General features: G+C 58.7%; 23 protein-coding genes and 1 tRNA gene. 13 read left to right on the top strand and 11 right to left on the bottom strand.

The genetic code is table 11. The annotated features are described in order from the left end of the window. Positions 1–15: 15 nt before the first annotated feature. From LHAB_RS01505 to LHAB_RS01455, 11 genes are all read left to right on the top strand, one after another. Entirely contained in the window at positions 16–1,260 is a 1,245-nt protein-coding gene (locus LHAB_RS01505) for an OmpP1/FadL family transporter (RefSeq protein ID WP_090043608.1), read from the top strand. Positions 1,261–1,393: 133 nt separating this feature from the next. Then, positions 1,394–1,699, top strand: a complete 306-nt coding sequence (locus LHAB_RS01500) for an ArsR/SmtB family transcription factor (RefSeq protein WP_090043607.1) — start codon at positions 1,394–1,396, stop codon at positions 1,697–1,699. A 22-nt stretch (positions 1,700–1,721) separates the two neighbouring features. Continuing rightward, positions 1,722–3,086 (top strand): sulfite dehydrogenase, encoded by a 1,365-nt coding sequence (soxC, locus tag LHAB_RS01495; RefSeq protein WP_228763304.1) that lies wholly within the window; start codon positions 1,722–1,724, stop codon positions 3,084–3,086. After that, a complete protein-coding gene (locus LHAB_RS01490) occupies positions 3,070–4,143 on the top strand; it encodes a c-type cytochrome (protein WP_090043606.1) in 1,074 nt (357 codons plus the stop codon). The genes soxC and LHAB_RS01490 overlap by 17 nt, the downstream gene beginning before the upstream one ends. A 70-nt stretch (positions 4,144–4,213) precedes the next feature. Then, the gene (gene soxY, locus LHAB_RS01485; protein ID WP_062402982.1) at positions 4,214–4,669 is read left to right on the top strand and encodes a thiosulfate oxidation carrier protein SoxY; all 456 of its coding nucleotides are present in this window, start codon (positions 4,214–4,216) and stop codon (positions 4,667–4,669) included. Between the two features lie 54 nt (positions 4,670–4,723). After that, on the top strand, positions 4,724–5,035 hold the full coding sequence (gene soxZ / locus LHAB_RS01480) for a thiosulfate oxidation carrier complex protein SoxZ (protein WP_194943046.1): 312 nt from the start codon (positions 4,724–4,726) through the stop codon (positions 5,033–5,035). Between the two features lie 76 nt (positions 5,036–5,111). Further along, positions 5,112–5,915, top strand: a complete 804-nt coding sequence (gene soxA, locus LHAB_RS01475; RefSeq protein WP_090043604.1) for a sulfur oxidation c-type cytochrome SoxA — start codon at positions 5,112–5,114, stop codon at positions 5,913–5,915. An 18-nt stretch (positions 5,916–5,933) separates the two neighbouring features. Further along, positions 5,934–6,590 (top strand): sulfur oxidation c-type cytochrome SoxX, encoded by a 657-nt coding sequence (gene soxX / locus LHAB_RS01470; protein ID WP_090043603.1) that lies wholly within the window; start codon positions 5,934–5,936, stop codon positions 6,588–6,590. 60 nt (positions 6,591–6,650) lie between these two features. After that, on the top strand, positions 6,651–8,384 hold the full coding sequence (soxB, locus tag LHAB_RS01465; RefSeq protein ID WP_090043602.1) for a thiosulfohydrolase SoxB: 1,734 nt from the start codon (positions 6,651–6,653) through the stop codon (positions 8,382–8,384). Between the two features lie 50 nt (positions 8,385–8,434). Next, on the top strand, positions 8,435–9,433 hold the full coding sequence (locus LHAB_RS01460) for an MBL fold metallo-hydrolase (RefSeq protein ID WP_090043601.1): 999 nt from the start codon (positions 8,435–8,437) through the stop codon (positions 9,431–9,433). Between the two features lie 49 nt (positions 9,434–9,482). Then, complete coding sequence (locus LHAB_RS01455) at positions 9,483–10,418, top strand: cyanophycinase (protein WP_090043600.1); 936 nt, start codon at positions 9,483–9,485, stop codon at positions 10,416–10,418. A gap of 25 nt (positions 10,419–10,443) precedes the next feature. Here LHAB_RS01455 and LHAB_RS01450 read toward each other — a convergent pair. The 5 genes from LHAB_RS01450 to LHAB_RS01430 form a co-directional block, all read right to left on the bottom strand. Further along, a tRNA-Arg gene (locus tag LHAB_RS01450) sits at positions 10,444–10,518 on the bottom strand. Positions 10,519–10,558: 40 nt separating this feature from the next. Beyond that, positions 10,559–11,743, bottom strand: a complete 1,185-nt coding sequence (locus LHAB_RS01445) for a vWA domain-containing protein (protein WP_090043599.1) — start codon at positions 11,741–11,743, stop codon at positions 10,559–10,561. Continuing rightward, positions 11,737–12,366 (bottom strand): GNAT family N-acetyltransferase, encoded by a 630-nt coding sequence (locus LHAB_RS01440; RefSeq protein ID WP_090043598.1) that lies wholly within the window; start codon positions 12,364–12,366, stop codon positions 11,737–11,739. Before LHAB_RS01440 ends, LHAB_RS01445 begins: the two co-directional genes overlap by 7 nt. After that, complete coding sequence (locus LHAB_RS01435) at positions 12,363–12,596, bottom strand: hypothetical protein (protein WP_090043597.1); 234 nt, start codon at positions 12,594–12,596, stop codon at positions 12,363–12,365. Before LHAB_RS01435 ends, LHAB_RS01440 begins: the two co-directional genes overlap by 4 nt. A 9-nt stretch (positions 12,597–12,605) precedes the next feature. Next, on the bottom strand, positions 12,606–13,448 hold the full coding sequence (locus LHAB_RS01430) for an AAA family ATPase (protein ID WP_090043596.1): 843 nt from the start codon (positions 13,446–13,448) through the stop codon (positions 12,606–12,608). Between the two features lie 106 nt (positions 13,449–13,554). Here LHAB_RS01430 and LHAB_RS01425 point away from each other — a divergent pair, with 106 nt between their 5' ends. Further along, positions 13,555–14,214: a c-type cytochrome gene (locus LHAB_RS01425; protein WP_090043595.1), complete on the top strand. Its 660-nt coding sequence runs from the start codon at positions 13,555–13,557 to the stop codon at positions 14,212–14,214. Between the two features lie 110 nt (positions 14,215–14,324). On the opposite strand, the gene grxD is transcribed toward LHAB_RS01425, so the two are convergent. The 4 genes from grxD to hemA form a co-directional block, all read right to left on the bottom strand. Continuing rightward, positions 14,325–14,648: a Grx4 family monothiol glutaredoxin gene (grxD, locus tag LHAB_RS01420; protein WP_090043594.1), complete on the bottom strand. Its 324-nt coding sequence runs from the start codon at positions 14,646–14,648 to the stop codon at positions 14,325–14,327. An 85-nt stretch (positions 14,649–14,733) separates the two neighbouring features. Continuing rightward, positions 14,734–15,573, bottom strand: coding sequence for a peptide chain release factor N(5)-glutamine methyltransferase (gene prmC / locus LHAB_RS01415; RefSeq protein ID WP_090043593.1), 840 nt, complete (start codon positions 15,571–15,573; stop codon positions 14,734–14,736). Next, the gene (gene prfA / locus LHAB_RS01410; RefSeq protein WP_090043592.1) at positions 15,573–16,661 is read right to left on the bottom strand and encodes a peptide chain release factor 1; all 1,089 of its coding nucleotides are present in this window, start codon (positions 16,659–16,661) and stop codon (positions 15,573–15,575) included. The genes prmC and prfA overlap by 1 nt, the downstream gene beginning before the upstream one ends. 101 nt (positions 16,662–16,762) lie before the next feature. Beyond that, on the bottom strand, positions 16,763–18,034 hold the full coding sequence (gene hemA / locus LHAB_RS01405; RefSeq protein WP_090043836.1) for a glutamyl-tRNA reductase: 1,272 nt from the start codon (positions 18,032–18,034) through the stop codon (positions 16,763–16,765). 137 nt (positions 18,035–18,171) lie between these two features. On the opposite strand from hemA, the gene LHAB_RS01400 reads away from it, so the two are divergent. Next, complete coding sequence (locus LHAB_RS01400) at positions 18,172–18,447, top strand: hypothetical protein (RefSeq protein WP_090043591.1); 276 nt, start codon at positions 18,172–18,174, stop codon at positions 18,445–18,447. 32 nt (positions 18,448–18,479) lie between these two features. Here the strand turns inward: LHAB_RS01400 and ugpQ are convergent, their stop codons facing one another. Both ugpQ and ugpC read right to left on the bottom strand, forming a co-directional pair. Further along, positions 18,480–19,235: a glycerophosphodiester phosphodiesterase gene (gene ugpQ / locus LHAB_RS01395; RefSeq protein ID WP_090043590.1), complete on the bottom strand. Its 756-nt coding sequence runs from the start codon at positions 19,233–19,235 to the stop codon at positions 18,480–18,482. A 2-nt stretch (positions 19,236–19,237) separates the two neighbouring features. Continuing rightward, positions 19,238–20,248 carry a sn-glycerol-3-phosphate ABC transporter ATP-binding protein UgpC gene (gene ugpC / locus LHAB_RS01390; protein ID WP_090043835.1) on the bottom strand — a complete coding sequence of 337 codons (1,011 nt, stop codon included), beginning with the start codon at positions 20,246–20,248 and terminating at the stop codon, positions 19,238–19,240. Positions 20,249–20,394 lie beyond the last annotated feature (146 nt).

The following is a 20,394-nucleotide window of genomic DNA, read 5'->3' as shown; positions in this document are numbered from 1 at the left end:
CAACAGGAGATATTCATGAAAAAAATCAACACTTTGCGTGCCACCGTGGTGGCGGCTGTTTTGGCCACAGGTTCTGCAGCTTGGGCGACTGACGGTTACTTTCCGCATGGCTATGGCATGCAGTCTTTGGGCATGGGCGGTGCGTCAGTGGCCGTGACGGGCAACACATTTGCGGGCGCCAACAACCCGGCATTGGCGGCATTTGCGGGCAATCGATATGAAATCGGGGCCAATATTTTCATGCCAAAACGTGGCGCAACCCGCACGGGTGCGGGTCTAATGGACGGAAATGTAGAAAGTGGAAGCAGTTCGTTTGTAGTGCCTGAATTTGGCTACAGCCGGCAACTGGATGCAAAGACGGCTGTGGGCTTGACGGTCTATGGCAATGGCGGCATGAACACAGATTACGGGGCGACAGGCTTCAATTGTGGTGGAGGCGATGCCAACATGCTGTGTGGCAGCACAAAGTTGGGCGTCAACTTGATGCAGTTGATCGTGGCCCCCACTTTTGCTTACAAGCTGTCGGATTCCAGTGCGGTTGGTGTTTCTCCTTTGTTGGTTTATCAGCAATTTAAGGCTTCAGGTTTGCAGGGATTCGCTGGTATGAGCCCAGCACTTGCAAACGATGCCGGAAATGATTCAAGCAGTGGTTTGGGGGTGCGTATTGGATACACAACTCAATTAAACGACAGTATTCGATTCGGTGCCTCTTACTCACCCAAAACCAATATGGGTGCTTTTAAGAAGTACGCTACCTTGTTTGCTGAGAGTGGTGACTTTGATATTCCCGAAAACTACGTGCTTGGTCTGTCTGTGCAGGCTACGCCTGCGTTGTTGTTCGCGGTTGACTATCAGCGGATCATCTACAGCAAAGTTAAGTCAATCGGCAATCCAATGGATTTGACAAAAACCATGGGGGCTGTTGATGGGCCTGGTTTCGGTTGGGCTGACCTGAATGTCTTCAAGTTGGGCGTGGAGTGGAAGCAGAGTCAGAACTTGACCTTGCGTGCTGGCTATAACCACACCAACAACCCTGTCAGCGGCGCGAACGTGACGTTCAACATCATTGCCCCTGGCGTCATCACCGACCACTACACATTGGGTGCAACGTACAAGTTGGATGACAAATCCGACCTGACTTTTGCATACATGTATGCCCCAAAAAACACGGTGACAGGTACGTCGACATTATCTGGCACGGCAGAAACCATCCGTATGTCTCAGCAATCGTTGGGTGTGCAGTACGGCTGGAAGTTCTAAAAACACGACGACGCCTTCCCGATCAGGGTTTATCCTGATCGGGCAACACGTTCCGTGTAATCCCTGATTCAGATTCATTGTTTATCGTATATATTCGCACATCCGAATATACGAACCTAGCAGCAAATCACGCATGAGCGACGAGACCAATGTGGTGTTTGAGAAGGCGGCAGAAATGTTTGCCGTTCTGTCCACGCCCATTCGATTGCGCATCATCAGTGAGTTGTGCCAGGGGGAAAAAAATGTAGGGCAGTTGCTGGACCAGATCGGCGTGGCGCAACCCAATATGTCGCAGCACTTGAACATCATGTACAGGTCGGGCATTTTGGGCAAGCGGCGTCAAGGGGCCCAAATGTTTTACCGGATTGCAGACGAAACAGCCGTGGTGGTGTGCCGTGCCATGTGCACGCAGGTCGCCATTGACACTGCCGTGAATTGACAACTCAAAACAAGGAGTTCGTGTGAAAGAAGACAGTATCAACTCAGGAAGGGTGCAAAAAGCACCTGAAAACTTCCTGACTCAAAGTGGCATCAAGGAGGTCTTTGCCGAAGGCAAAAAAGGCCGCCGTGATTTCATTCGCAATGCCTTTGCAGCAGCGGCTGCAGGTGCCGCTGCCCCTATGGCCATGGCCCAAGGCAACCCGGTGCCCGTTGAAGGCGGTGACCCCAACATTCTGAACTTGCCTGAGCACGCTGTGGGCTTGGGCCAAGGCGTGGCCGTGGAAGGTTATGGCAAGCCCTCCAAGTTTGAAGCGAACTTGCAGCGCCGTCAGAGTCCCGGCCTGACACAAACCACACAGGCTTCGGTGTCGTTTGCGCCACTGCAGTCCTTGTTTGGCATCGTCACGCCCAGCGGTTTGCACTTCGAGCGTCACCACCAAGGCTGGTGGGACATCGACCCGTCCAAGCACCGTTTCATGATCAACGGCATGGTCAAAAAGAACATGGTGTTCACCATGGACGAGATCATGCGTTTGCCTTCCGTGTCCCGCTTCCACTTCATCGAGTGTGGTGCCAACACGGCGGTCGATTGGGGCAATGTGGCCGTGCCCACCGTGCAGTACACGCACGGCATGTTGTCTTGCAGCGAGTTCACGGGCGTGCCCTTGATCACCTTGCTGGAGCTCGCTGGTGCCGATCTGAAAAATGGCAAGTTTGTTTTGGCCGAAGGTGGTGACGGGTCGTCGATGACCCGCACCATCCCCATGAGCCTGATCACCTCGGGTGAGGTGATCGTGGCCTATGGCCAAAACGGTGAAATGCTCCGCCCCGAAAACGGTTACCCCTTGCGTTTGGTGGTGCCCGGTGTGCAAGGTGTGAGCTGGGTCAAGTACCTTCGCCGCATTGAAGTGGGCGACAAGCCCTATGCCGCCAAGGACGAAGCCGTTCATTACATCGACTTGCAGCCCAGCGGCTTGCATCGCCAGTACACCAACATCCAGGAAGTCAAGAGTGTGGTTACCACCCCCTCGGGCGGCCAGGTTTTGCTGGACAAAGGGTTTTACAACATCACGGGCTTGGCTTGGTCGGGCAAAGGCAAGATCAAGCGGGTGGATGTTTCTACCGACGGCGGTCGCAACTGGCGTCAGGCACGCCTTGAAACCCCGGTCTTGTCCAAGGCCTTGAGTCGTTTCAACCTCGACTGGGTGTGGGACGGCAAACCGGCCATCATCCAAAGTCGCGCACAAGACGAAACCGGCCATGTGCAGCCCACATACCAGCAGTTGCGCAGTGTGCGCGGAACGCGCTCTATTTATCACAACAACGCCATCCAGTCGTGGTTGGTGCAGGAAAACGGTGAGGTGAAAAATGTCCAGGTTTCGTAATGCCGTTTTGACGGTGGCGTTGATGGCAGTTGCTGGTTTGGCGACTGCACAAAGCACCCATTACCCGGGTGTGGGGCGAGCTGCCACACCCAAAGAAGTGGCCAAGTGGGACATTGATGTGCGCCCCGACTTCAAGGGGCTGCCTGCAGGTTCTGGATCGGTTGCCAAAGGCCAGGACGTGTGGGAGGCCAAGTGTGCCCACTGCCACGGCGTGTTTGGAGAGTCCAACGAAGTGTTCAGTCCGCTGATTGGTGGCACCACTGCAGAAGACATCAAGAACGGACGCGTGGCCAATTTGTCGCGTACCGACTACCCCGGCCGCACCACCATCATGAAGGTGCCCACGGTTTCTACACTTTGGGACTACATCAACAGGGCCATGCCTTGGACCAACCCCAAGACACTGACCACGGAAGAGGTCTACGCTGTCACGGCTTTCTTGTTGAACCTGGCCAACATCGTGCCTGACAATTACGTGCTGTCAGACAAAAATATTGCGGAGGTGCAAGCACGTATGCCCAACCGCAATGGCATGACCACCGCCCATGCGATGTGGCCTGGCAATGAATTCGGTGGCGTTAAAAAACCCGACACCGCCAACAAGATTTGCATGAAGGACTGCACACCTGAGCCCAAAGTGGCATCATTTTTGCCTGACTTTGCGCGAAATGCCCACGGTAACTTGCAAGAGCAAAACCGCATCGTCGGCCCACAGCGCGGTGCGGACACCACCAAACCGGAGCCCAAGGCCGGTATGCCCGTAGCCGCTGCGGCTCCAGCAGCAGTTGCCAAGCCTGAAAACAACGAAGCCAAGGCTGCGATTGCGCTCCTGAACAAGCACAGTTGCACAGCTTGCCACGGTGTGGACAAGAAGATTGTGGGCCCTGGTTTCAATGAGATTGCCAAAAAGCAAGCCGGTAAAACCGACTATTTGGTTGGCAAAATCAAGGCCGGTGGTGTGGGTGTTTATGGTCAAATCCCCATGCCACCCCAGTCGCTGCCTGATGCCGACGCCAAGCAAATTGCCGAATGGATTTCCAAGGGGGCCAGCAAGTAATACGGGGTATCCCTCGTTGCACTTCTGAACCTGTTTCAATAGCATCACTCAACCATCAAGGAGATATCAGATGCAAAACCGTCGCGAGACACTCAAGCAAAGCGCTGTTGTGGCTGGCCTCTTGGCCACTGCGGGTTTCCCACAGTTTGCCCACGCCGCCTTCAACAAAGCCGCATTCGATGCCAAGTCGGTGCAAGACTCCGCCAAGGCCGCCGGCGCCACCAGCATGGCCGAGAGCAAGGACGTGACCATCACCGGTCCAGACATCGCCGAAAACGGCGCAGTGGTCCCATTGGGTGCCAGCACAGCGCTGCCCGGCGTCAAACACCTGTTGATCATGGTCGAAAAGAACCCATCCGCTTTGGTGGCCATGTTCCATGTGACCGATGCGGTTGAAGCCAACTTCTCAACCCGCGCCAAGATGGGCCAGTCTTCTGACGTCTACGCTGTGGCCATCATGAACGACGGCAAAGCCTTGTGGGCCAAAAAAGAAGTCAAGGTCACTTTGGGCGGTTGCGGCGGCTAAGCCCCGGCACAACCCCCCCACACATTGATTCACTGAAAGATTTAGGAGAGAAAAATGGCAGATCCAATGCGCATCCGTGCCCAGGCCTCTGGCGACAAAGCAACCGTTCGTGTGCTCATGAGCCACGAGATGGAATCCGGCCAGCGTAAAGACGCTTCCGGCAAAACCGTGCCCGCCTGGTTCATCCAAGAAGTCACAGCCAAACTCAACGGCAAGGACGTGTTTTCGGCAGAATGGGGCCCCGCCGTGTCGAAAAACCCCTTCCTCCAATTCAACGTCAAAGGCGCCAAGGCCGGTGACAAGATTGCGGTGACCTGGAAAGACAACAAAGGCGATACCCGCACCGACGAAGCCACTGTGTCGTGATCGTTCACTGATAGAGTAAAGGGTGAAGTCTGTACTTCACCCTTTTCGCGTTTGAAAAATACCAACAGAGGTGACAATGAACAAAGCATCAATTTTGGCCATGGCCGCAGCACTGGCTTTGAGTACCGTGCCCGCTCTGGCCCAAAAGACCGCCAGCCAAGGCATTGACGAATACCGCGCCATGTTGCAAGACGGCAACCCCGCTGAACTCTTTGAAGCCAAAGGCGAAGACCTCTGGAAAAAAGCACGTGGACCTAAAAACGCCAGCCTTGAAAAATGTGATCTGGGCAAAGGCCCAGGCGTGGTCAAAGGTGCTTTTGTGGCGTTGCCCAAATACTTTGCTGACACCCAACGCATGCAGGACCTGGAGTCCCGCTTGGTGACCTGCATGGAAACCCTGCAAGGCTTCAATGCCGCCGAAATCTCCAAGACCGCATTTGGTCGCGGCGAGATGGCCAACGTGACCGCCTTGGCCACTTGGATCGCCGCCGAGTCCAAAGGTCAGCGCTTTAACCTGTCACAAGCGCACCCCCAAGAAAAAACCTTCTACGAAGTGGGCAAGCGCCTGTTTTTCCAGCGTGGTGGACCGCACGACTTTTCTTGTGCCTCCTGCCACGGTGAAGAAGGCAAGCGCATCCGATTGCAAGACTTGCCCATCCTGACCAAGAACCCCGGCGACGGCATCGGCTTTGCCGCTTGGCCAGCTTATCGCGTCTCGAACGGCCAAATGTGGAGCATGCAACTGCGCCTGAACGACTGCTACCGCCAGCAGCGTTTCCCCTATCCAGGTTTTGCCAGCGATGCCACCATCGCCTTGTCGACCTATCTGGGTGTGAACGCCAAGGGTGCTGCCTCGGTTGCACCGGCCATCAAGCGCTGATCTGAACAGGAGACCCTCATGAACAAAAAGACCCAACTCGTTTTGGCCAGCTTGGCGGCCGCTTTGGTGGCTGCAGGCTGCGCCTCCGGCCCATCCGTGGCCGAACTCAATGCCTTGACTGACAAGATCGTCAAGGCTTCATTCCGTGACCAAAGCCATGTGAAAGTGGAGCGGATCACCGCCACCGACGAAACCAACCGCGTCTGCAGTGAAGCCGACGTGTCAGGCAAGCCCTTGGACGAGAAAACTGCCAAGCGCATCGAACAAGCCAACCTCAAAGCCATCAAATGGCCATCGGACGGCAAGTTCATTGGTGACTGGAAAGAAGGCGAAAAAATCGCCCAAAGCGGACGCGGTTTGACCTGGTCCGATAAGGCCGATGCGGTCAACGGTGGCAATTGCTACAACTGCCACCAGATGGACAAAAAAGAAATTTCTTACGGCACCATTGGTCCTAGCCTCTACAACTACGGCAAGATCCGTGGTGTGTCCAACCCCAATGATCCTGCCAGCAAGGCCATCGTGGAGTACACCTGGGGCAAGATCTGGAACGCCAAGGCCTACAACGCTTGCTCCAACATGCCTCGTGCTGGCCACATGGGTATCTTGAACGAAACACAGGTTCGCCACATCGTGGGCTTGTTGCTCGACCCCAAGTCACCCGTGAACCAGTAAGCCTTTGAAAACCCGGTTTGACCGGGTTTTTTAGCCCCTTATATATCAGTGATTGCAAATATGAATCTCTCCAAACGCGAATTTATCCAGGTCATGGGTGCGGGCACGATGGCCGGCATGAGCATGGGCGCTTACGCCCAATCCAGCGCGAGCACGGCTGCCAAGGGTCTGTATGACATCCCCAAGTTCGGCAATGTGTCTTTCCTGCACATGACCGATTGCCATGCCCAGCTCAAGCCGATTTATTTCCGCGAGCCCAGCATCAACTTAGGGGTTGGCTCGATGCAGGGCAACCTGCCGCATTTGGTGGGTGAGTATTTGTTGCAAGTGGCCAAGATCCGTCCGGGTACAGCCGAGGCCCATGCGCTGACGTATCTGGACTACGAAAAAGCCGCCAAGCGCTACGGCAAGGTCGGTGGTTTTGCGCACCTGGCCACGCTGGTCAAGCGCATGAAGGCCAGCCGCCCCGGTGCTTTGCTGCTCGACGGTGGTGACACCTGGCAAGGCTCGGGCACCAGCCTGTGGACCAACGGGCAAGACATGGTCGATGCCTGCAAACTCCTGGGCGTGGATGTGATGACCGGCCACTGGGAATTCACCTTGGGCATGGAGCGCGTCAAGGAAATCGTCGAAAAGGACTTTGCAGGCAAGGTCGATTTTGTGGCGCAAAACATCAAGACCAGTGATTTTGGTGACCCGGTGTTCAAGCCCTACGTGATCCGTGAGATCAATGGCGTGCCCTGCGCCATCATCGGCCAGGCCTTCCCCTACACCCCAATCGCCAATCCGCGTTACATGGTGGCCGACTGGGAGTTCGGCATCCAGGATGAGAACATGCAAAAGATGGTGGACGAAGCGCGGGGCAAAGGTGCCCAGGTCGTGGTCGTCATCAGCCACAACGGCATGGACGTGGACCTGAAGATGGCCAGCCGCGTCAGCGGTATCGACGCCATCATGGGCGGCCACACGCACGATGGCATGCCCGTGGCCTCCATCGTCTCGAACAAAGGCGGTAAGACCATCGTCACCAATGCGGGCTCGAACGGCAAGTTTCTGGGCGTACTCGACTTCGACGTCAAAGACAAAAAAGTCAGCGACTTCCGCTACAAATTGCTGCCGGTGTTCTCCAACATGCTGCCCGCCGACAAGGAGATGGACGCACTGATCACCAAGATCCGCGCGCCTTACGAAAGCAAGCTGGCCGAAAAGCTGGCTGTGACCGATGGTCTGCTCTACCGCCGCGGCAACTTCAACGGCACGGGTGACCAGTTGCTGGTCGATGCCTTGCTGGATGTTCAGGGCGCAGAAATCGCTTTCTCGCCAGGCTTTCGCTGGGGCACCACGCTCTTGCCGGGCCAGGCCATCACGCGCGAGTGGCTGCTCGACATGACCGCGACCACTTACTCGTACGCCACCGTGACCGAAATGACCGGCGAGACCATCAAGACGGTGCTCGAAGACGTGGCCGATAACCTGTTCAACCCCGACCCTTATTACCAGCAAGGCGGTGACATGGTCCGCGTGGGGGGCTTGAGCTACAGCTGTAACCCAGTGGCCAAGGCTGGCCAACGCATTGGTGATCTGCGCCTGAAAGGCCAACTGATCGAGGCGGGTAAAAAGTACAAGGTCGCAGGCTGGGCCCCTGTGGCCGAAGAGGCCCGCAACCAGGGCAACAAGCAGGTGTGGGATGTGGTCGAGACCTGGCTCAAGGCGCAAGGCGGGCGTATCAAGCCTCGCCAACTCAACGCTCCCAAAATCATGGGCGCATTGCCCAACAAAGGCTACGCCGTTTGAAGAGCGTGTGCAGCGCTGTCAGGCGCTGCACCGTTGGAGGAGGGATCACCATGAAAAGAAGACAACTGTTGTGTGCCAGCGTGGCCATGGGTGGCGTGGCTCTGTGGCCCGAGGCCCGATTGTTGGCGCAACAAGCCCAGGACTTCATCGAAGGCCCGCCCGTGTCCGACATCCCGGCGCAACAACTGTCGTCCCATGTGTGGATGATTTACTCCCCCGACGGATTTCCCACCCCTGAAAACCGCGGCATGATGGCCAACGTGATCTTTGTGGTGACCTCGGCGGGGGTGGTGGTGATCGACTCGGGCGCCTCGCTGCAAATCGGTCAGATGGCCATTCGCATGATTCGCAAGGTGACCGACAAACCGGTGGTGGCCGTGTTCAACAGCCACTACCACGGTGACCATTGGCTGGGCAACCACGCCTTCGTCAAGACCTATGGCGACAAGTTGCCCATTTACGCGCTGCCCAGCACCATCGAAAAACTCAAAGGTGCAGAAGGCAACCTGTGGCGCAGCCTGATGGAGCGCTGGACCAATCAGTCGACACTGGGCACCCAGGTGGTCTTGCCCAACACGCCTGTGAAGCACGGCCAGGTTATCCAGGTGGGCGATGTGAGCTTGCGCATGCACCACTACGGCACGGCCCACACACCCTCGGATTTGTGTGTCGAGGTGGTGCAAGACAAAGTGACGGCAGTCGGCGACATTGCCATGACCAACCGCATTGCCAACATGGACGAAGGCTCCTACCCCGGTACCTTCAAATATTACAAAGACCTGCAAGCGGCCACGGGCGACCAGCTGTGGGTGCCCGGCCATGGTCGGGCACGCCATGACCTGCTCAAGACTTATGGCGACTTCATGGCCGGCATTTGGCAGCCTTGCCTCAAAGCGGTGGAGGATGGTCAATCTGAAGCCGAGGCCAAGGCCGCCGTGCTCAAAGATCCCCGAGTGATCGCTCGGGCCAAAACCATGGATGGATTCGATGGGAACATCGGCAAGTACATCAGCCTCGCTTATCTAGAAGCCGAAAAGGTGGCTTTTTAACGGTGCTGGCACACAGTCCGGTTCAGGGTGCATGGGTTAGAGTGCCACCATGAACAGAAGAGATGTATGGAGTGGGATGACCTTGGCTGGTGTGTCTATGCTGGCAGGCTTGCCTGCTTGGGCGCAGGGCCCCAGAATTTCCCGCTTGGTGATCGTGGGCGGGGCCGAAGACCGTTTGCAGGACCGCATCATTTTGCGCAAATTCGCCGATTATTCCGGTGGAAGCCCAGCACGCATCCGCGTCATCACCGCTGCCAGTGGCGATCCTGAAGGCGTTTGGCAAAGTTACCAAAATGCCTTCAAGTCCATCGGGGTAGAAGATGTGCAGCGTCTGGCCATCGATGACCGCGAGAGTGCACACGCGTTGTCATTGCAGGCAGAGATTCTGCAAGCGGACGGGATTTTCATGAGCGGCGGCGACCAGTCCAAACTCATGGATACTTTGTGGGACACCCCGGCCTACCAAGCGTTGCACCAGTCCTTTCACTTCAACCGTTGTTGCATCGGAGGCACCAGTGCAGGCGCTGCAGTCATGTCGCGGCACATGATTGCCCAAGGGCCCGCGGTTCTGCGACCGAGCAAGGAGGCGGTGGACACTGACATTGGTCTGGGCCTGTTGTCACAGGCCGTGGTCGACCAGCATTTTTCGGAGCGAAGACGCCTGGCGCGGTTGTTGTCCACCTTGGCCATGCGTCCAGATTTGTTGGGGGTGGGCATTGATGAAGACACCGCTTTGGTGATCGAGCGGGGCGAGGCGATGGAGGTCATCGGCAAAGGCACGGTCACCTTGGTGGATCCCTCGCAAATGCAATCGAATGTGAACGAGCTGGAAACCCTGGAGGCCATCGAAATGTTGGGAGTCCAGTTACACGTTTTGCCGGCAGGTCACCGTTACAGCCTTCAAACCCTGGCCAAGTCCGCAGGCTCGGCCCCTTTGCGTCGGGCCATCGAACGCCTGGTGGCGGTAGGACCCATTCGGGGTTGACCTGCCACGCACGGTGCTATGGCTTTGGTGCCCCCGACAGGAATCGAACCTGTATCACTCCCTTAGGAGGGGAGAGTTCTATCCATTGAACTACGGTGGCGGTGTGCCTATTTTACAAGGCGTGCCATCTGCCCATGGGCTCACTTGCTCAGCAGACGCATCGCATCTTCCAGCCCCTTGAGGGTCAGTGGAAACATGCGGTTGCTCATCAGCTGCTGGATGATCGAGATGCTCTGGCGGTATTGCCACACACCTTGCGGCTCGGGGTTGATCCAGGCAAATTTGGGGAAGGTGTGCGTCAGGCGCTGCAGCCATTCGGCCCCGGCCTCTTCGTTGTTGTATTCAACGCTGCCGCCCTTTTGCAAAATCTCATAGGGGCTCATGGTCGCGTCCCCAATGAAGATCAGCTTGTAGTCCTTGTTGTACTTGCGCAGGATGTCCCAGGTCGGAAACTTCTCGGCATAACGGCGTTTGTTGTTCTTCCACATGAAGTCATAGACGCAATTGTGAAAATAATAAAAATCCAGGTGCTTGAACTCGGCCTTCACCGCCGAGAACATTTCCTCGACCCGGGCAATGTGCTCGTCCATGGTGCCGCCCACGTCCATGAGCAGCAGCACCTTCACATTGTTGTGGCGCTCCGGGCGCATCAAGATGTCCAGATAGCCTGCGTTGGCCGCCGTCTTGCGGATGGTGCCGTCCAGGTCCAACTCGTCTTGCGAGCCCTCACGCGCAAAGCGGCGCAGGCGGCGCAGTGCCACCTTGATGTTGCGTGTGCCCAGTTCCTGCTGGTCGTCGTAGTCTTTGTAGGCGCGCTGCTCCCAGACTTTGATGGCGCTCTTGTTGCCGCCTTTGCCGCCAATGCGGATGCCTTGCGGGTTGTAGCCGCCATTGCCGAAGGGCGAAGTGCCGCCTGTGCCGATCCACTTGTTGCCGCCTTCGTGGCGTTCTTTTTGTTCTTCGAGGCGTTTTTTGAGCGTCTCCATCAATTCATCCCAGCCCATCTTCTCGATGGCGGCCTTTTGCTCGGGGGTGAGTTCTTTTTGCAGGATTTTTTCCAACCAGTCGAGCGGCACTTCTTTGGTGAAGTCGGTCAGCATCTCCACGCCCTTGAAGTAAGCGCCGAAAGCCTTGTCGAACTTGTCAAAGTGCTTTTCGTCCTTGACCATCACGGTGCGGGCCAGGTGGTAAAAGTCGTCGATGCTGCAGGCGTCCGATGCGGGGCCGACCACGTTGGCTTGCAGCGCTTCGAGCAGCGTCAGGTACTCCCGCACCGAGACGGGCAGCTTGGCAGCGCGAAGGGTGTAGAAAAAGTCGATCAGCATGACCGGAGTTCCTCGGTTCTGGTGCGGCTCAATTGGTGGTCGAGGTGGGTGCGCACATTGGGCCATTCGCTGGCAATGATGCTGTAGACGCAGGTGTCGCGCAGTGCGCCTGCAGCCAGCGGGTGGGGGTTGATTTGGTGGTTGCGCAGCACGCCGTCGAGCTTGGCACCCAGGCGCTCGATGGCGCGGCGGCTTTGCTGGTTGAAGAAATGCGTGCGGAACTCTACTGCGATGCAGTTCAGATGTTCAAAGGCGTTGGCCAGCAGCAAGCGCTTGGCTTCGGTGTTGAGCGGCGTGCGCTGCACGCTTTGACGGTACCAGGTCGAGCCGATTTCCAATCGGCGGTTGGCCGCGTCGATGTTCATGTAAGTGGTCATGCCCACGGCTTGGTGCGTGGCAGGGTCGAGCACAGCAAATGGGCACATGGTGCCCTTGGCCTGCAAGTCCAGGCGGCGGGTGATTTCGGCCGACATGCCTTCGGGTGTGGGGATGGCGGTGTACCAGTGGTTCCAAAGTTCGCCGTCGCGCACAGCCTGGACCAAATCATCGTGGTGCGCCTGTGACAACGGCACGAGCTGCACATGTTGACCTGAGAGCAGTGTGGGCGCGATCCCGTGGTTCATGATGGGTCGGTGTCTTTGGCTTTTTGCTTGCTGCGCCAAAAGCGAGCCAAGTGCAGACCCGCACCGCCCCCCAGACCGACCAGCAAAATGCCGCCAATGCTCGCGTTGTCATAACCGGCGCTGAAGATGTTCCAGCCCAAGAGCTTGCCCACCCAATAGCCCGCCAAGGCGCCACCGACGAAACCGACGGCGTCCGAAACGCCTTCCAGCAAGGGGTTTGGAGTTGACATGGCGTTGGCTCAGCGGTTGCGCTGGTTCATGAAGACCAGCTTTTCAAACAAAGTCACGTCCTGCTCGTTCTTCAGCAATGCGCCCACCATGGGGGGCACCGACACCTTCTGGTCGGCACTTTGCAGGGCTTCGAGGGGGATGTCTTCGGCCACCAGCAGCTTGAGCCAATCGAGCAGTTCGCTGGTCGAGGGTTTTTTCTTCAGGCCCGGCAAGCCGCGCACGTCGTAAAAGGTCTTGAGGGCCAGGGCCAGCAGGTCTTTTTTGAGCGTGGGGAAGTGCACATCCACGATCTGGCGCATGGTGTCCGCTTCGGGGAACTTGATGTAGTGGAAGAAGCAGCGGCGCAAAAAGGCGTCGGGCAATTCTTTTTCGTTGTTGGAGGTGATGAAGACCAGGGGCCGGGTTTTGGCCTTGATGAGCTGGCGCGTTTCGTAGCAGTAAAACTCCATGCGGTCGATTTCACGCAGCAAGTCGTTGGGGAATTCGATGTCGGCCTTGTCGATCTCGTCGATCAGGATGGCCACGGGCGTTTCGGAAGTGAAGGCCTGCCAAAGCACGCCCTTGATGATGTAGTTCTCGATGTCCTTGACCTTCGCATCACCCAATTGGCTGTCCCGCAGACGGCTCACGGCGTCGTATTCGTAAAGACCTTGTTGTGCTTTGGTGGTCGATTTGATGTGCCATTGCAACAAAGGCAGCCCCAAGGCAGAGGACACCTCTTCGGCCAACATGGTCTTGCCCGTGCCAGGCTCGCCCTTGACCAGCAAAGGGCGTTTGAGGGTGATGGCGGCGTTCACGGCCAGCATCAGGTCCTGTGTGGCGACGTAGTTTTCGGTACCTTGAAATTTCATGGTGGACAGTTCTTAAAAACAGGAATAAAGCTTGTCAGGATTATGAGGGCCAGCCCGATATAATCCGCAGTTGATTTTTATCAATCATTTGGATTGTGTGAGCAAAATGAACAAGCTGTTGACCTCGATGTTTGCCCTGGCTGTCGCCTCTGTGACCGCTATTTCTGTCCAAGCCCAAGAAGTCAAGGGCGACGCCAAAGCTGCTGAGCAGAAGATTGCCATGTGCATCGGTTGCCACGGTATCAAGGGTTACCAAGCCAGCTTCCCAGAGGTCTACCGTGTGCCCATGATTTCAGGCCAGAACGCGAAGTACATCGTGTCTGCCCTGAACGCCTACAAAAAGGGCGAGCGCAAGCACCCCACCATGCGTGGCATCGCGGACAGCCTGAGCGAGCAGGACATGGCCGACTTGGGGGCTTACTATGAACAACACGGCAACATCCAGCCCGTGAAGGCCGCCCCCAAAGCCGCTGACGCCAAAGTTGCAGCCTTGCTGCAAAAGGGCGCTTGTATCTCCTGCCACGGAGATAACTTCAGCAAGCCGATCGACCCCAGCTACCCCAAGCTGGCCGGCCAGCACAAAGACTTTTTGTTTGTGGCGCTCAAGTCTTACAAAGTGGAAAACCAGTCCACATGGGGCCGCAACAACGGCGTGATGGGCGGCATTGCCAAGCAGTTCTCCAACTCAGAACTCAAAGCCATGGCCGGTTACATCGGTTCTTTGGAGGGCGACATGAAAGTGGTGCCTCAGTCCAAGTTCCGCTGAGTCCAGAGCGTCTCCCAACAAAAAAGCCAGTCTTTTGACTGGCTTTTTTCGTTGTGCCGGATTGATTTCACGACCCCTTGTTGCCAAGAGGCCAGTTCGTCAGGCCCCGTTCAAGCTTGTCCGTTGATGACTTGCTGCAACTCACCCGACTCGTACATCTCCATCATGATGTCCGAGCCGCCAATGAACTCGCCCTTGACGTAGAGCTGGGGGATGGTGGGCCAGTTGCTGTATTCCTTGATGCCTTGGCGGATTTCGGCGTCGTCCAACACGTTCACGGTCTTGACGGTCTTGGGGTCCACGCCGCAAGCCTTCAACAGTTGGATGGCACGGCCCGAAAAACCGCACATGGGAAAGTTGGCGTTGCCCTTCATGAAGAGGGTGATGTCGTTGCCTTTGACGAGTTCGTCGATGCGTTGTTGGGTGTCGCTCATGTTGGTGCTCCAAGTAGGGTCGTTGTCGTATCAGGTGAATTATGTCTCTGATTGAAAGTCTGCCATTTTTGCAGGGATGTTGCTGTCACGAAGGCATGACCGCGCCTGTACAGCGCTCGATACCGCCCAGATCGCGGCGTGATTGCACTTGCACAAAACCAGCCGTGCTCAGCAGCGCTTGCACGGCGACGGCCTGGTCCCAGCCGTGCTCCAGCAGCAGCCAGCCGCCCGGGGCCAGTCGGCTGGGGGCTTGGGCAATGATCTGGCGGATGTCATCCAGACCATCTGCACCACTCGTGAGTGCGCTCAGGGGTTCATGGGTCAGGGCGGCCAGGTGCGGGTCGCCCTCCGCCACATAAGGGGGGTTGGAAACGATCAGCTCAAACGGGCCCGGCACGGCGTCCATCCAGTGGCTCAGCACGCACTGCACCGGCAAGTTCAGACCTTGGGTGTTGGCAAGGGCCACGGCCAGGGCGTCAGCGCTGGCGTCCACGGCGGTCACCTGCGCGGCAGGGCGCTGGTGTTGCAGGGCCAGGGCCACGGCCCCGCTGCCGGTGCCCAGGTCCAGCACGCGAAGGGTGTGTTCAGACGCGGTGGGCAGGAGTTCCAGCGCCCATTCGACCAGGATTTCCGTGTCTGGGCGCGGGTCCAGCACACGGGCGTCCACGCCCAGCGTCAGGCCAAAAAAATCCTTGCGTCCGGTGATGTAGGCCACGGGCTCGCCCTGCAGGCGGCGCTGCAGGGCGTTTTGCCACGTGGTTTCTTGCTCAGTCGTCAATGCGTCGCCGTCATGGGCCATCAGCCAGGCGCGCTCGTGCAAGGGCCGCTGCAGGCCGTGCAGCAGCAACATTTGCGCGTCCACCCGGGCCAAACCCAGGGTGTGGGCTTGGCGCAGACACTGGGCCACGGTGGCGGCGGTGCGCATCAGGTGGTGGCCCCGATTTCCAGCGCGGCCAGCTGTTCGGCGGCTTCGTAGCTTTGTAAGGCCTGGACCACGTCTTGCAAATCGCCTTCCATGATGGTCAGCAGCTTGTACAAAGTCAGGTTGATGCGGTGGTCGCTCAGGCGCCCTTGCGGGAAGTTGTAGGTGCGGATGCGGTCGGAGCGGTCGCCGCTGCCGATCAGGCTTTTGCGCTCAGCTGCGTCTTTGGCGGCGCGTTCGGCGCGGTCTTTTTCCTGGATGCGGGCGGTCAGCACTTTCAGGGCCTGGGCCTTGTTGCTGTGTTGGCTGCGGCCGTCTTGGCACTCGGCCACGATGCCGGTGGGCAAGTGGGTGATGCGCACGGCCGAGTCGGTTTTGTTGATGTGTTGCCCGCCCGCGCCACTGGCGCGGTAGGTGTCGATGCGCAAATCCGACGGGTTGATCTTGATGGCCTCGGCCTCGTCCGGCTCGGCCAGTACGGCCACGGTGCAGGCACTGGTGTGGATGCGGCCTTGGGTCTCGGTGGCGGGCACGCGCTGCACCCGGTGGCCACCCGACTCAAACTTGAGTGCGCCGTAGACGTGGTCGCCCTCGATGCGCACCACGACTTCCTTGTAGCCTCCGAGTTCGCTCACCGATTCAGACACGACGTCGCAGCGCCAGCCTTGGCTTTCGGCATAGCGCATGTACATGCGCAGCAAGTCGGCTGCAAAAAGGGCCGATTCGTCGCCTCCGGTGCCAGCCCGGATTTCCACAAAAGCCGGTCGGGCATCGTCGGGGTCTTTGGGCAGCAGCATGCGCTGCAGCTCAGCTTCCAGGCTTTGCAACTCGGCGCTGGCGCTGGCCGATTCTTCTTCGGCCATCTCGCGCAAGTCATCGTCATGGCGCATGGCCTCGGCCGCGGCCAGGTCGGCGCTGCGCTGCTGATAGCGGGCAAAGCGCGAGGCCACGGCGCTGACCTCGGCGTGCTCCCGCGAGAGCTTCAGGAACTGCGTCATGTCCGCCATGATGTCTTCGCGGGACAGCAGAAAGTCCAGCTCTGTCAAGCGCAGGGCGTAGCGTTCAAGTTGTTGGATGAGGAACGGTTTCACTTCAGGGCGTCATGCCCGCGAAGGCGGGAATCGAGGGGGTTCTATTAGAGGACATGGTTTCCCGTTGGCTCGGGAATGGCCGGGCTTGAACGATGGTCTCGCTAGCGCTCTTTGCGCAGAAAAACGCGTTGCACCGTGTGCATGGTCTGCTCGCGGTGTTCCGGGTCTGCGCCGCGCAATTCGGCCAAGGCACCGTGCAGCATTTTCTGGGTCAGGCCTTTGGACAGGGCCTCCATCACGGCGATCGGGTCGTCGCCCCGAGCCAGCAACTTGCGTGCACGCCCCAGCTCGGCTTCGCGCCAGGCATCGGCCTGCGTTTGCAGTTGCTGAATCAGCGGGACGGTGTCACGTTGGCCCAGCCAATGGTTGAAACTTTGCACCCCGGCATCGATGATGATTTCGGCTTCGGCCACGGCCGCTTGGCGATGTGCTTGTCCTTCTTGGACCACGCTGGCCAGATCGTCCACGGTGTAGAGGTAGACATCGTCCAGCGATTTGACCTCGGGTTCGATGTCACGCGGCACCGCCAGGTCGACCATGAACATGGGGCGGTATTTGCGTTTTTTCAGGGCCCGCTCGACAGCGCCCAAACCGATCAGGGGCAGCGTGCTGGCGGTGCAACTGATCACGGCATCGAACTCGTGCAGCCGGTCGGGCAGATCGGCCAGGCGCATGACATCGGCCCCAAAGCGCTGCGCCAGCAGTTCGGCGCGCTCCAGGCTGCGGTTGGCAATCACCATGCCTTTGGGCTGCTTGGCTGCAAAGTGGGTGGCCACCAACTCGTTCATTTCACCCGCGCCGACAAACAGGATGCGGATGTCCTTGAGGTCTTCGAACAACTGGCTGGCCAGTCGCACCGAGGCGGCGGCCATGCTGATGGAATGGGCGCCGATTTCGGTGGCGCTGCGCACCTCTTTGGCCACCGCAAAGCTGCGTTGAAACAACTGGTTCAGGGTGCTGCCCAGTGCGCCGGCTTGCTCGGCTGCTCGCACGGCATCCTTGAGTTGCCCCAGAATTTGGGCCTCGCCCAGCACCATCGAGTCCAGACCGCTGGCCACGCGAAATGCGTGGCGGGCCGCTTCATTGCCTTCCAGCAAATACGTGTGGGCGTGCAACTCCGAGGCGCTCACGCCGCCGGTTTGGGCCAGCCAGCGCAGGGTGTCGTTGGTGGCGGCCTGGTCGGCGGCGCAATAAATTTCGGTGCGGTTGCAGGTCGACAAGATGGCCGCTTCGGGCTCTTGCGAAATGCGGTTGGCCAGATCACGGCGCAGGCCATGGAGGGTGGGGACCAGTTTGTCCACGGCGAACGCAAACCGACCGCGCAGATCCAGCGGTGCAGTGGTGTGGTTCAAACCCAGGGTCCAGACAGCCATGAGGGTCATTATAGGCACGACATGTCAACTTTGCTTGACACATTGCAAGGGTTTGAAAATTGACGTGGCTTTCAGGGCACAATTTGGAGGTTTTGGACTGCCACAGGGGCGGGGCCACCTTGACAGATCGGGGTTTCATGACATTTGGCTTGTTGGTCTTGCACCTTGGGGGTTTTGTGATGCCTGCCTTGGCCATGGCTCTTTTCATGCCTTGGGCCGGTCGCTGGGTCTTGGGCACGAACGCGAGGCCGATGCGTCGCCGCATGCTTGTCCATGCCGTGAGCGGTTTGCTGGTTCTGGTGGCCGGTTTGTGGCTGCATGACCAGGACGGCAAAATGAGCACCTACATCGCCTTGGTGCTGGTGGCCGCCACCCTCGAATGGGTCATGCAGCGTGGTTGGACTTCTAAGTAAGCGCAACAGGCTTCGCTAGGGCAGCCTTTGTTTCAACAGGGGCTGAACAGGTCCACCCGGTCGGTGATGATGCCGTCGGTGCCCAGAGCCAGCAGGTGCTGGGCGGCCCAGTCGTCGTTGACGGTGTAGCTCAGGCATTTCATGCCTGCGCCGTGGACGCGGGCCACGGTGGCTGCATCCCACAGGGCGTAGTTGGCCACCACGGCCACGCAGTCCAGCACCTGGGCTTTCTCAAACCAGCCGTCCCACAGCGTGTCGACCAGCAATCCACGTGGCAATTCGGGTGCTGTTTGTTGCGCCGCGGCCAGGGCCTCAGGTTTGAACGAGCTCAAGAGCGGCGGCACGGCAGCACCCGCCCACAGGCGTTTGGCCTCACGGGCCACGGCTTCGCCCGTGGCCGCTTCGGTGCCCGGCGTGGGTTTGATTTCGATGTTCAGCAGGTGGCCATTGGCCAAGCAAAACCGCGCCAGCGCCTCGAGTGTGGGCGGGGCCTCGCCCGCGAAAGCGCGTGAATGCCAGCTGCCAGCATCCAGCTGCGACAGGTCATGCCAGGGCAGGTCACCGCCGATGCCGTGGCCGTTGGTGGTGCGCGCCAGCGTGGCGTCGTGCAGCAAGAACACCACGCCGTCGGCGCTGAGCTTGGCATCGCACTCGAACATGCGAAAGCCGTGTTCGGCGCCCAGTCGGAAGGCGGCCAGGGTGTTTTCCGGCGCGAGCTTGCCAGCGCCCCGGTGGGCGATCCAGCGGGGATAGGGCCAAGTCCAGTGGGTCGCGGGCAGGGTGGTCATGGTCAGGCGATGCGTTTGTGGCTGAGTGCGTCAAACCAGTGCAGCCGTTCAGGCCGTGGCGTGGCCTGAAAGCTCTGGCCAGGTTCGGGGGCGGGCACCGAGGCGTCCAGCCGCAAGGTCAGGGTTTCCTGCCCCAGGCGGGCGTGTACCAAGCGCTCGGCGCCCAGCAGTTCAACGGTGTCCACGGTCAGCGTCCAGCCCACCGAAGGCGTGATGTCCAGGTGCTCGGGGCGGATGCCCAGAATTTGTCCCTCAGGTGTGCCCGGTGCGTGCTTGAGCAGGTTCATGGGCGGCGAGCCGATGAAGCTGGCCACAAAGGTGCTGGCCGGCCGGTTGTAGACCTCCTCGGGGGTGCCAAACTGTTCCATGTGGCCGCCGTTCATGACGATCATGCGCTGGGCCAGGGTCATGGCTTCGACCTGGTCGTGCGTCACAAACAGGCTGGTGATGCCCAACTCGCGGTGCAGTTTTTGAATTTCCAGCCGGGTTTGGGCGCGCAGCTTGGCGTCCAGATTCGACAAGGGCTCGTCAAACAAGAAAACCTGCGGCTGGCGCACGATGGCGCGGCCCATGGCCACGCGCTGGCGCTGGCCGCCCGACAGCTCACGTGGCTTGCGCTGCAGCAGCTGGCTCAATTCGAGGATGCCCGCAGCCTTGTCCACGCGGGTTTTGATCTCGGCCACCGGCACTTTGGCGATTTTCAGGCCATAGGCCATGTTGTCGAACACGCTCATGTGCGGGTACAGCGCGTAGTTCTGGAACACCATGGCGATGTCGCGTTCGGCGGGCTCCAGGTCGTTGACCACGCGTTCACCAATCGAGATGGTGCCGCCCGAGATGTCTTCCAGGCCCGCCACCATGCGCAGCAAGGTGGATTTGCCGCAGCCCGAGGGCCCGACGATCACCACAAACTCGCCGTGTGCGATCTCAGCACTCAGGTCGTGGATGACGGTGTTGGCCTTGGCGCCAGTGCCGTAGGTTTTGAGGATGTGAGAAAGTGTGATGGCAGCCATATGTTTTTGATCAGCCGGGGACAGGGCCATGCTTCGCATGGGTCTGTCCCCGGGTTTTTAATTTGACGAGGACAGAGCGCCGCTTCGCAGCGGTCTGTCCCCGTCTTGTAAGTTAGACGAGGACAGAGCAACGCTTCGCATTGGTC

The sequence above is a fragment of the Limnohabitans sp. 2KL-27 genome, assembly GCF_001269345.1.
Lineage (GTDB): Bacteria > Pseudomonadota > Gammaproteobacteria > Burkholderiales > Burkholderiaceae_C > Limnohabitans_A.
This window is presented reverse-complemented; position numbering and strand designations above follow the sequence as displayed.

What these genes read in the sequence shown, in the direction of transcription:
- ugpC (WP_090043835.1), bottom strand. Translation starts at nt 20,248, where the DNA reads ATGGCTGCCATCACACTTTCTCACATCCTCAAAACCTACGGCACTGGC.
- LHAB_RS01455 (WP_090043600.1), top strand. Translation starts at nt 9,483, where the DNA reads ATGAACAGAAGAGATGTATGGAGTGGGATGACCTTGGCTGGTGTGTCT.
- hemA (WP_090043836.1), bottom strand. Translation starts at nt 18,034, where the DNA reads ATGGCTGTCTGGACCCTGGGTTTGAACCACACCACTGCACCGCTGGAT.
- soxY (WP_062402982.1), top strand. Translation starts at nt 4,214, where the DNA reads ATGCAAAACCGTCGCGAGACACTCAAGCAAAGCGCTGTTGTGGCTGGC.
- LHAB_RS01425 (WP_090043595.1), top strand. Translation starts at nt 13,555, where the DNA reads ATGAACAAGCTGTTGACCTCGATGTTTGCCCTGGCTGTCGCCTCTGTG.
- LHAB_RS01490 (WP_090043606.1), top strand. Translation starts at nt 3,070, where the DNA reads ATGTCCAGGTTTCGTAATGCCGTTTTGACGGTGGCGTTGATGGCAGTT.
- LHAB_RS01460 (WP_090043601.1), top strand. Translation starts at nt 8,435, where the DNA reads ATGAAAAGAAGACAACTGTTGTGTGCCAGCGTGGCCATGGGTGGCGTG.
- soxX (WP_090043603.1), top strand. Translation starts at nt 5,934, where the DNA reads ATGAACAAAAAGACCCAACTCGTTTTGGCCAGCTTGGCGGCCGCTTTG.
- LHAB_RS01445 (WP_090043599.1), bottom strand. Translation starts at nt 11,743, where the DNA reads ATGCTGATCGACTTTTTCTACACCCTTCGCGCTGCCAAGCTGCCCGTC.
- ugpQ (WP_090043590.1), bottom strand. Translation starts at nt 19,235, where the DNA reads ATGACCACCCTGCCCGCGACCCACTGGACTTGGCCCTATCCCCGCTGG.
- grxD (WP_090043594.1), bottom strand. Translation starts at nt 14,648, where the DNA reads ATGAGCGACACCCAACAACGCATCGACGAACTCGTCAAAGGCAACGAC.
- LHAB_RS01430 (WP_090043596.1), bottom strand. Translation starts at nt 13,448, where the DNA reads ATGAAATTTCAAGGTACCGAAAACTACGTCGCCACACAGGACCTGATG.
- LHAB_RS01400 (WP_090043591.1), top strand. Translation starts at nt 18,172, where the DNA reads ATGACATTTGGCTTGTTGGTCTTGCACCTTGGGGGTTTTGTGATGCCT.
- LHAB_RS01440 (WP_090043598.1), bottom strand. Translation starts at nt 12,366, where the DNA reads ATGAACCACGGGATCGCGCCCACACTGCTCTCAGGTCAACATGTGCAG.
- soxZ (WP_194943046.1), top strand. Translation starts at nt 4,724, where the DNA reads ATGGCAGATCCAATGCGCATCCGTGCCCAGGCCTCTGGCGACAAAGCA.
- prmC (WP_090043593.1), bottom strand. Translation starts at nt 15,573, where the DNA reads ATGCGCACCGCCGCCACCGTGGCCCAGTGTCTGCGCCAAGCCCACACC.
- soxB (WP_090043602.1), top strand. Translation starts at nt 6,651, where the DNA reads ATGAATCTCTCCAAACGCGAATTTATCCAGGTCATGGGTGCGGGCACG.
- soxA (WP_090043604.1), top strand. Translation starts at nt 5,112, where the DNA reads ATGAACAAAGCATCAATTTTGGCCATGGCCGCAGCACTGGCTTTGAGT.
- LHAB_RS01500 (WP_090043607.1), top strand. Translation starts at nt 1,394, where the DNA reads ATGAGCGACGAGACCAATGTGGTGTTTGAGAAGGCGGCAGAAATGTTT.
- LHAB_RS01435 (WP_090043597.1), bottom strand. Translation starts at nt 12,596, where the DNA reads ATGTCAACTCCAAACCCCTTGCTGGAAGGCGTTTCGGACGCCGTCGGT.
- LHAB_RS01505 (WP_090043608.1), top strand. Translation starts at nt 16, where the DNA reads ATGAAAAAAATCAACACTTTGCGTGCCACCGTGGTGGCGGCTGTTTTG.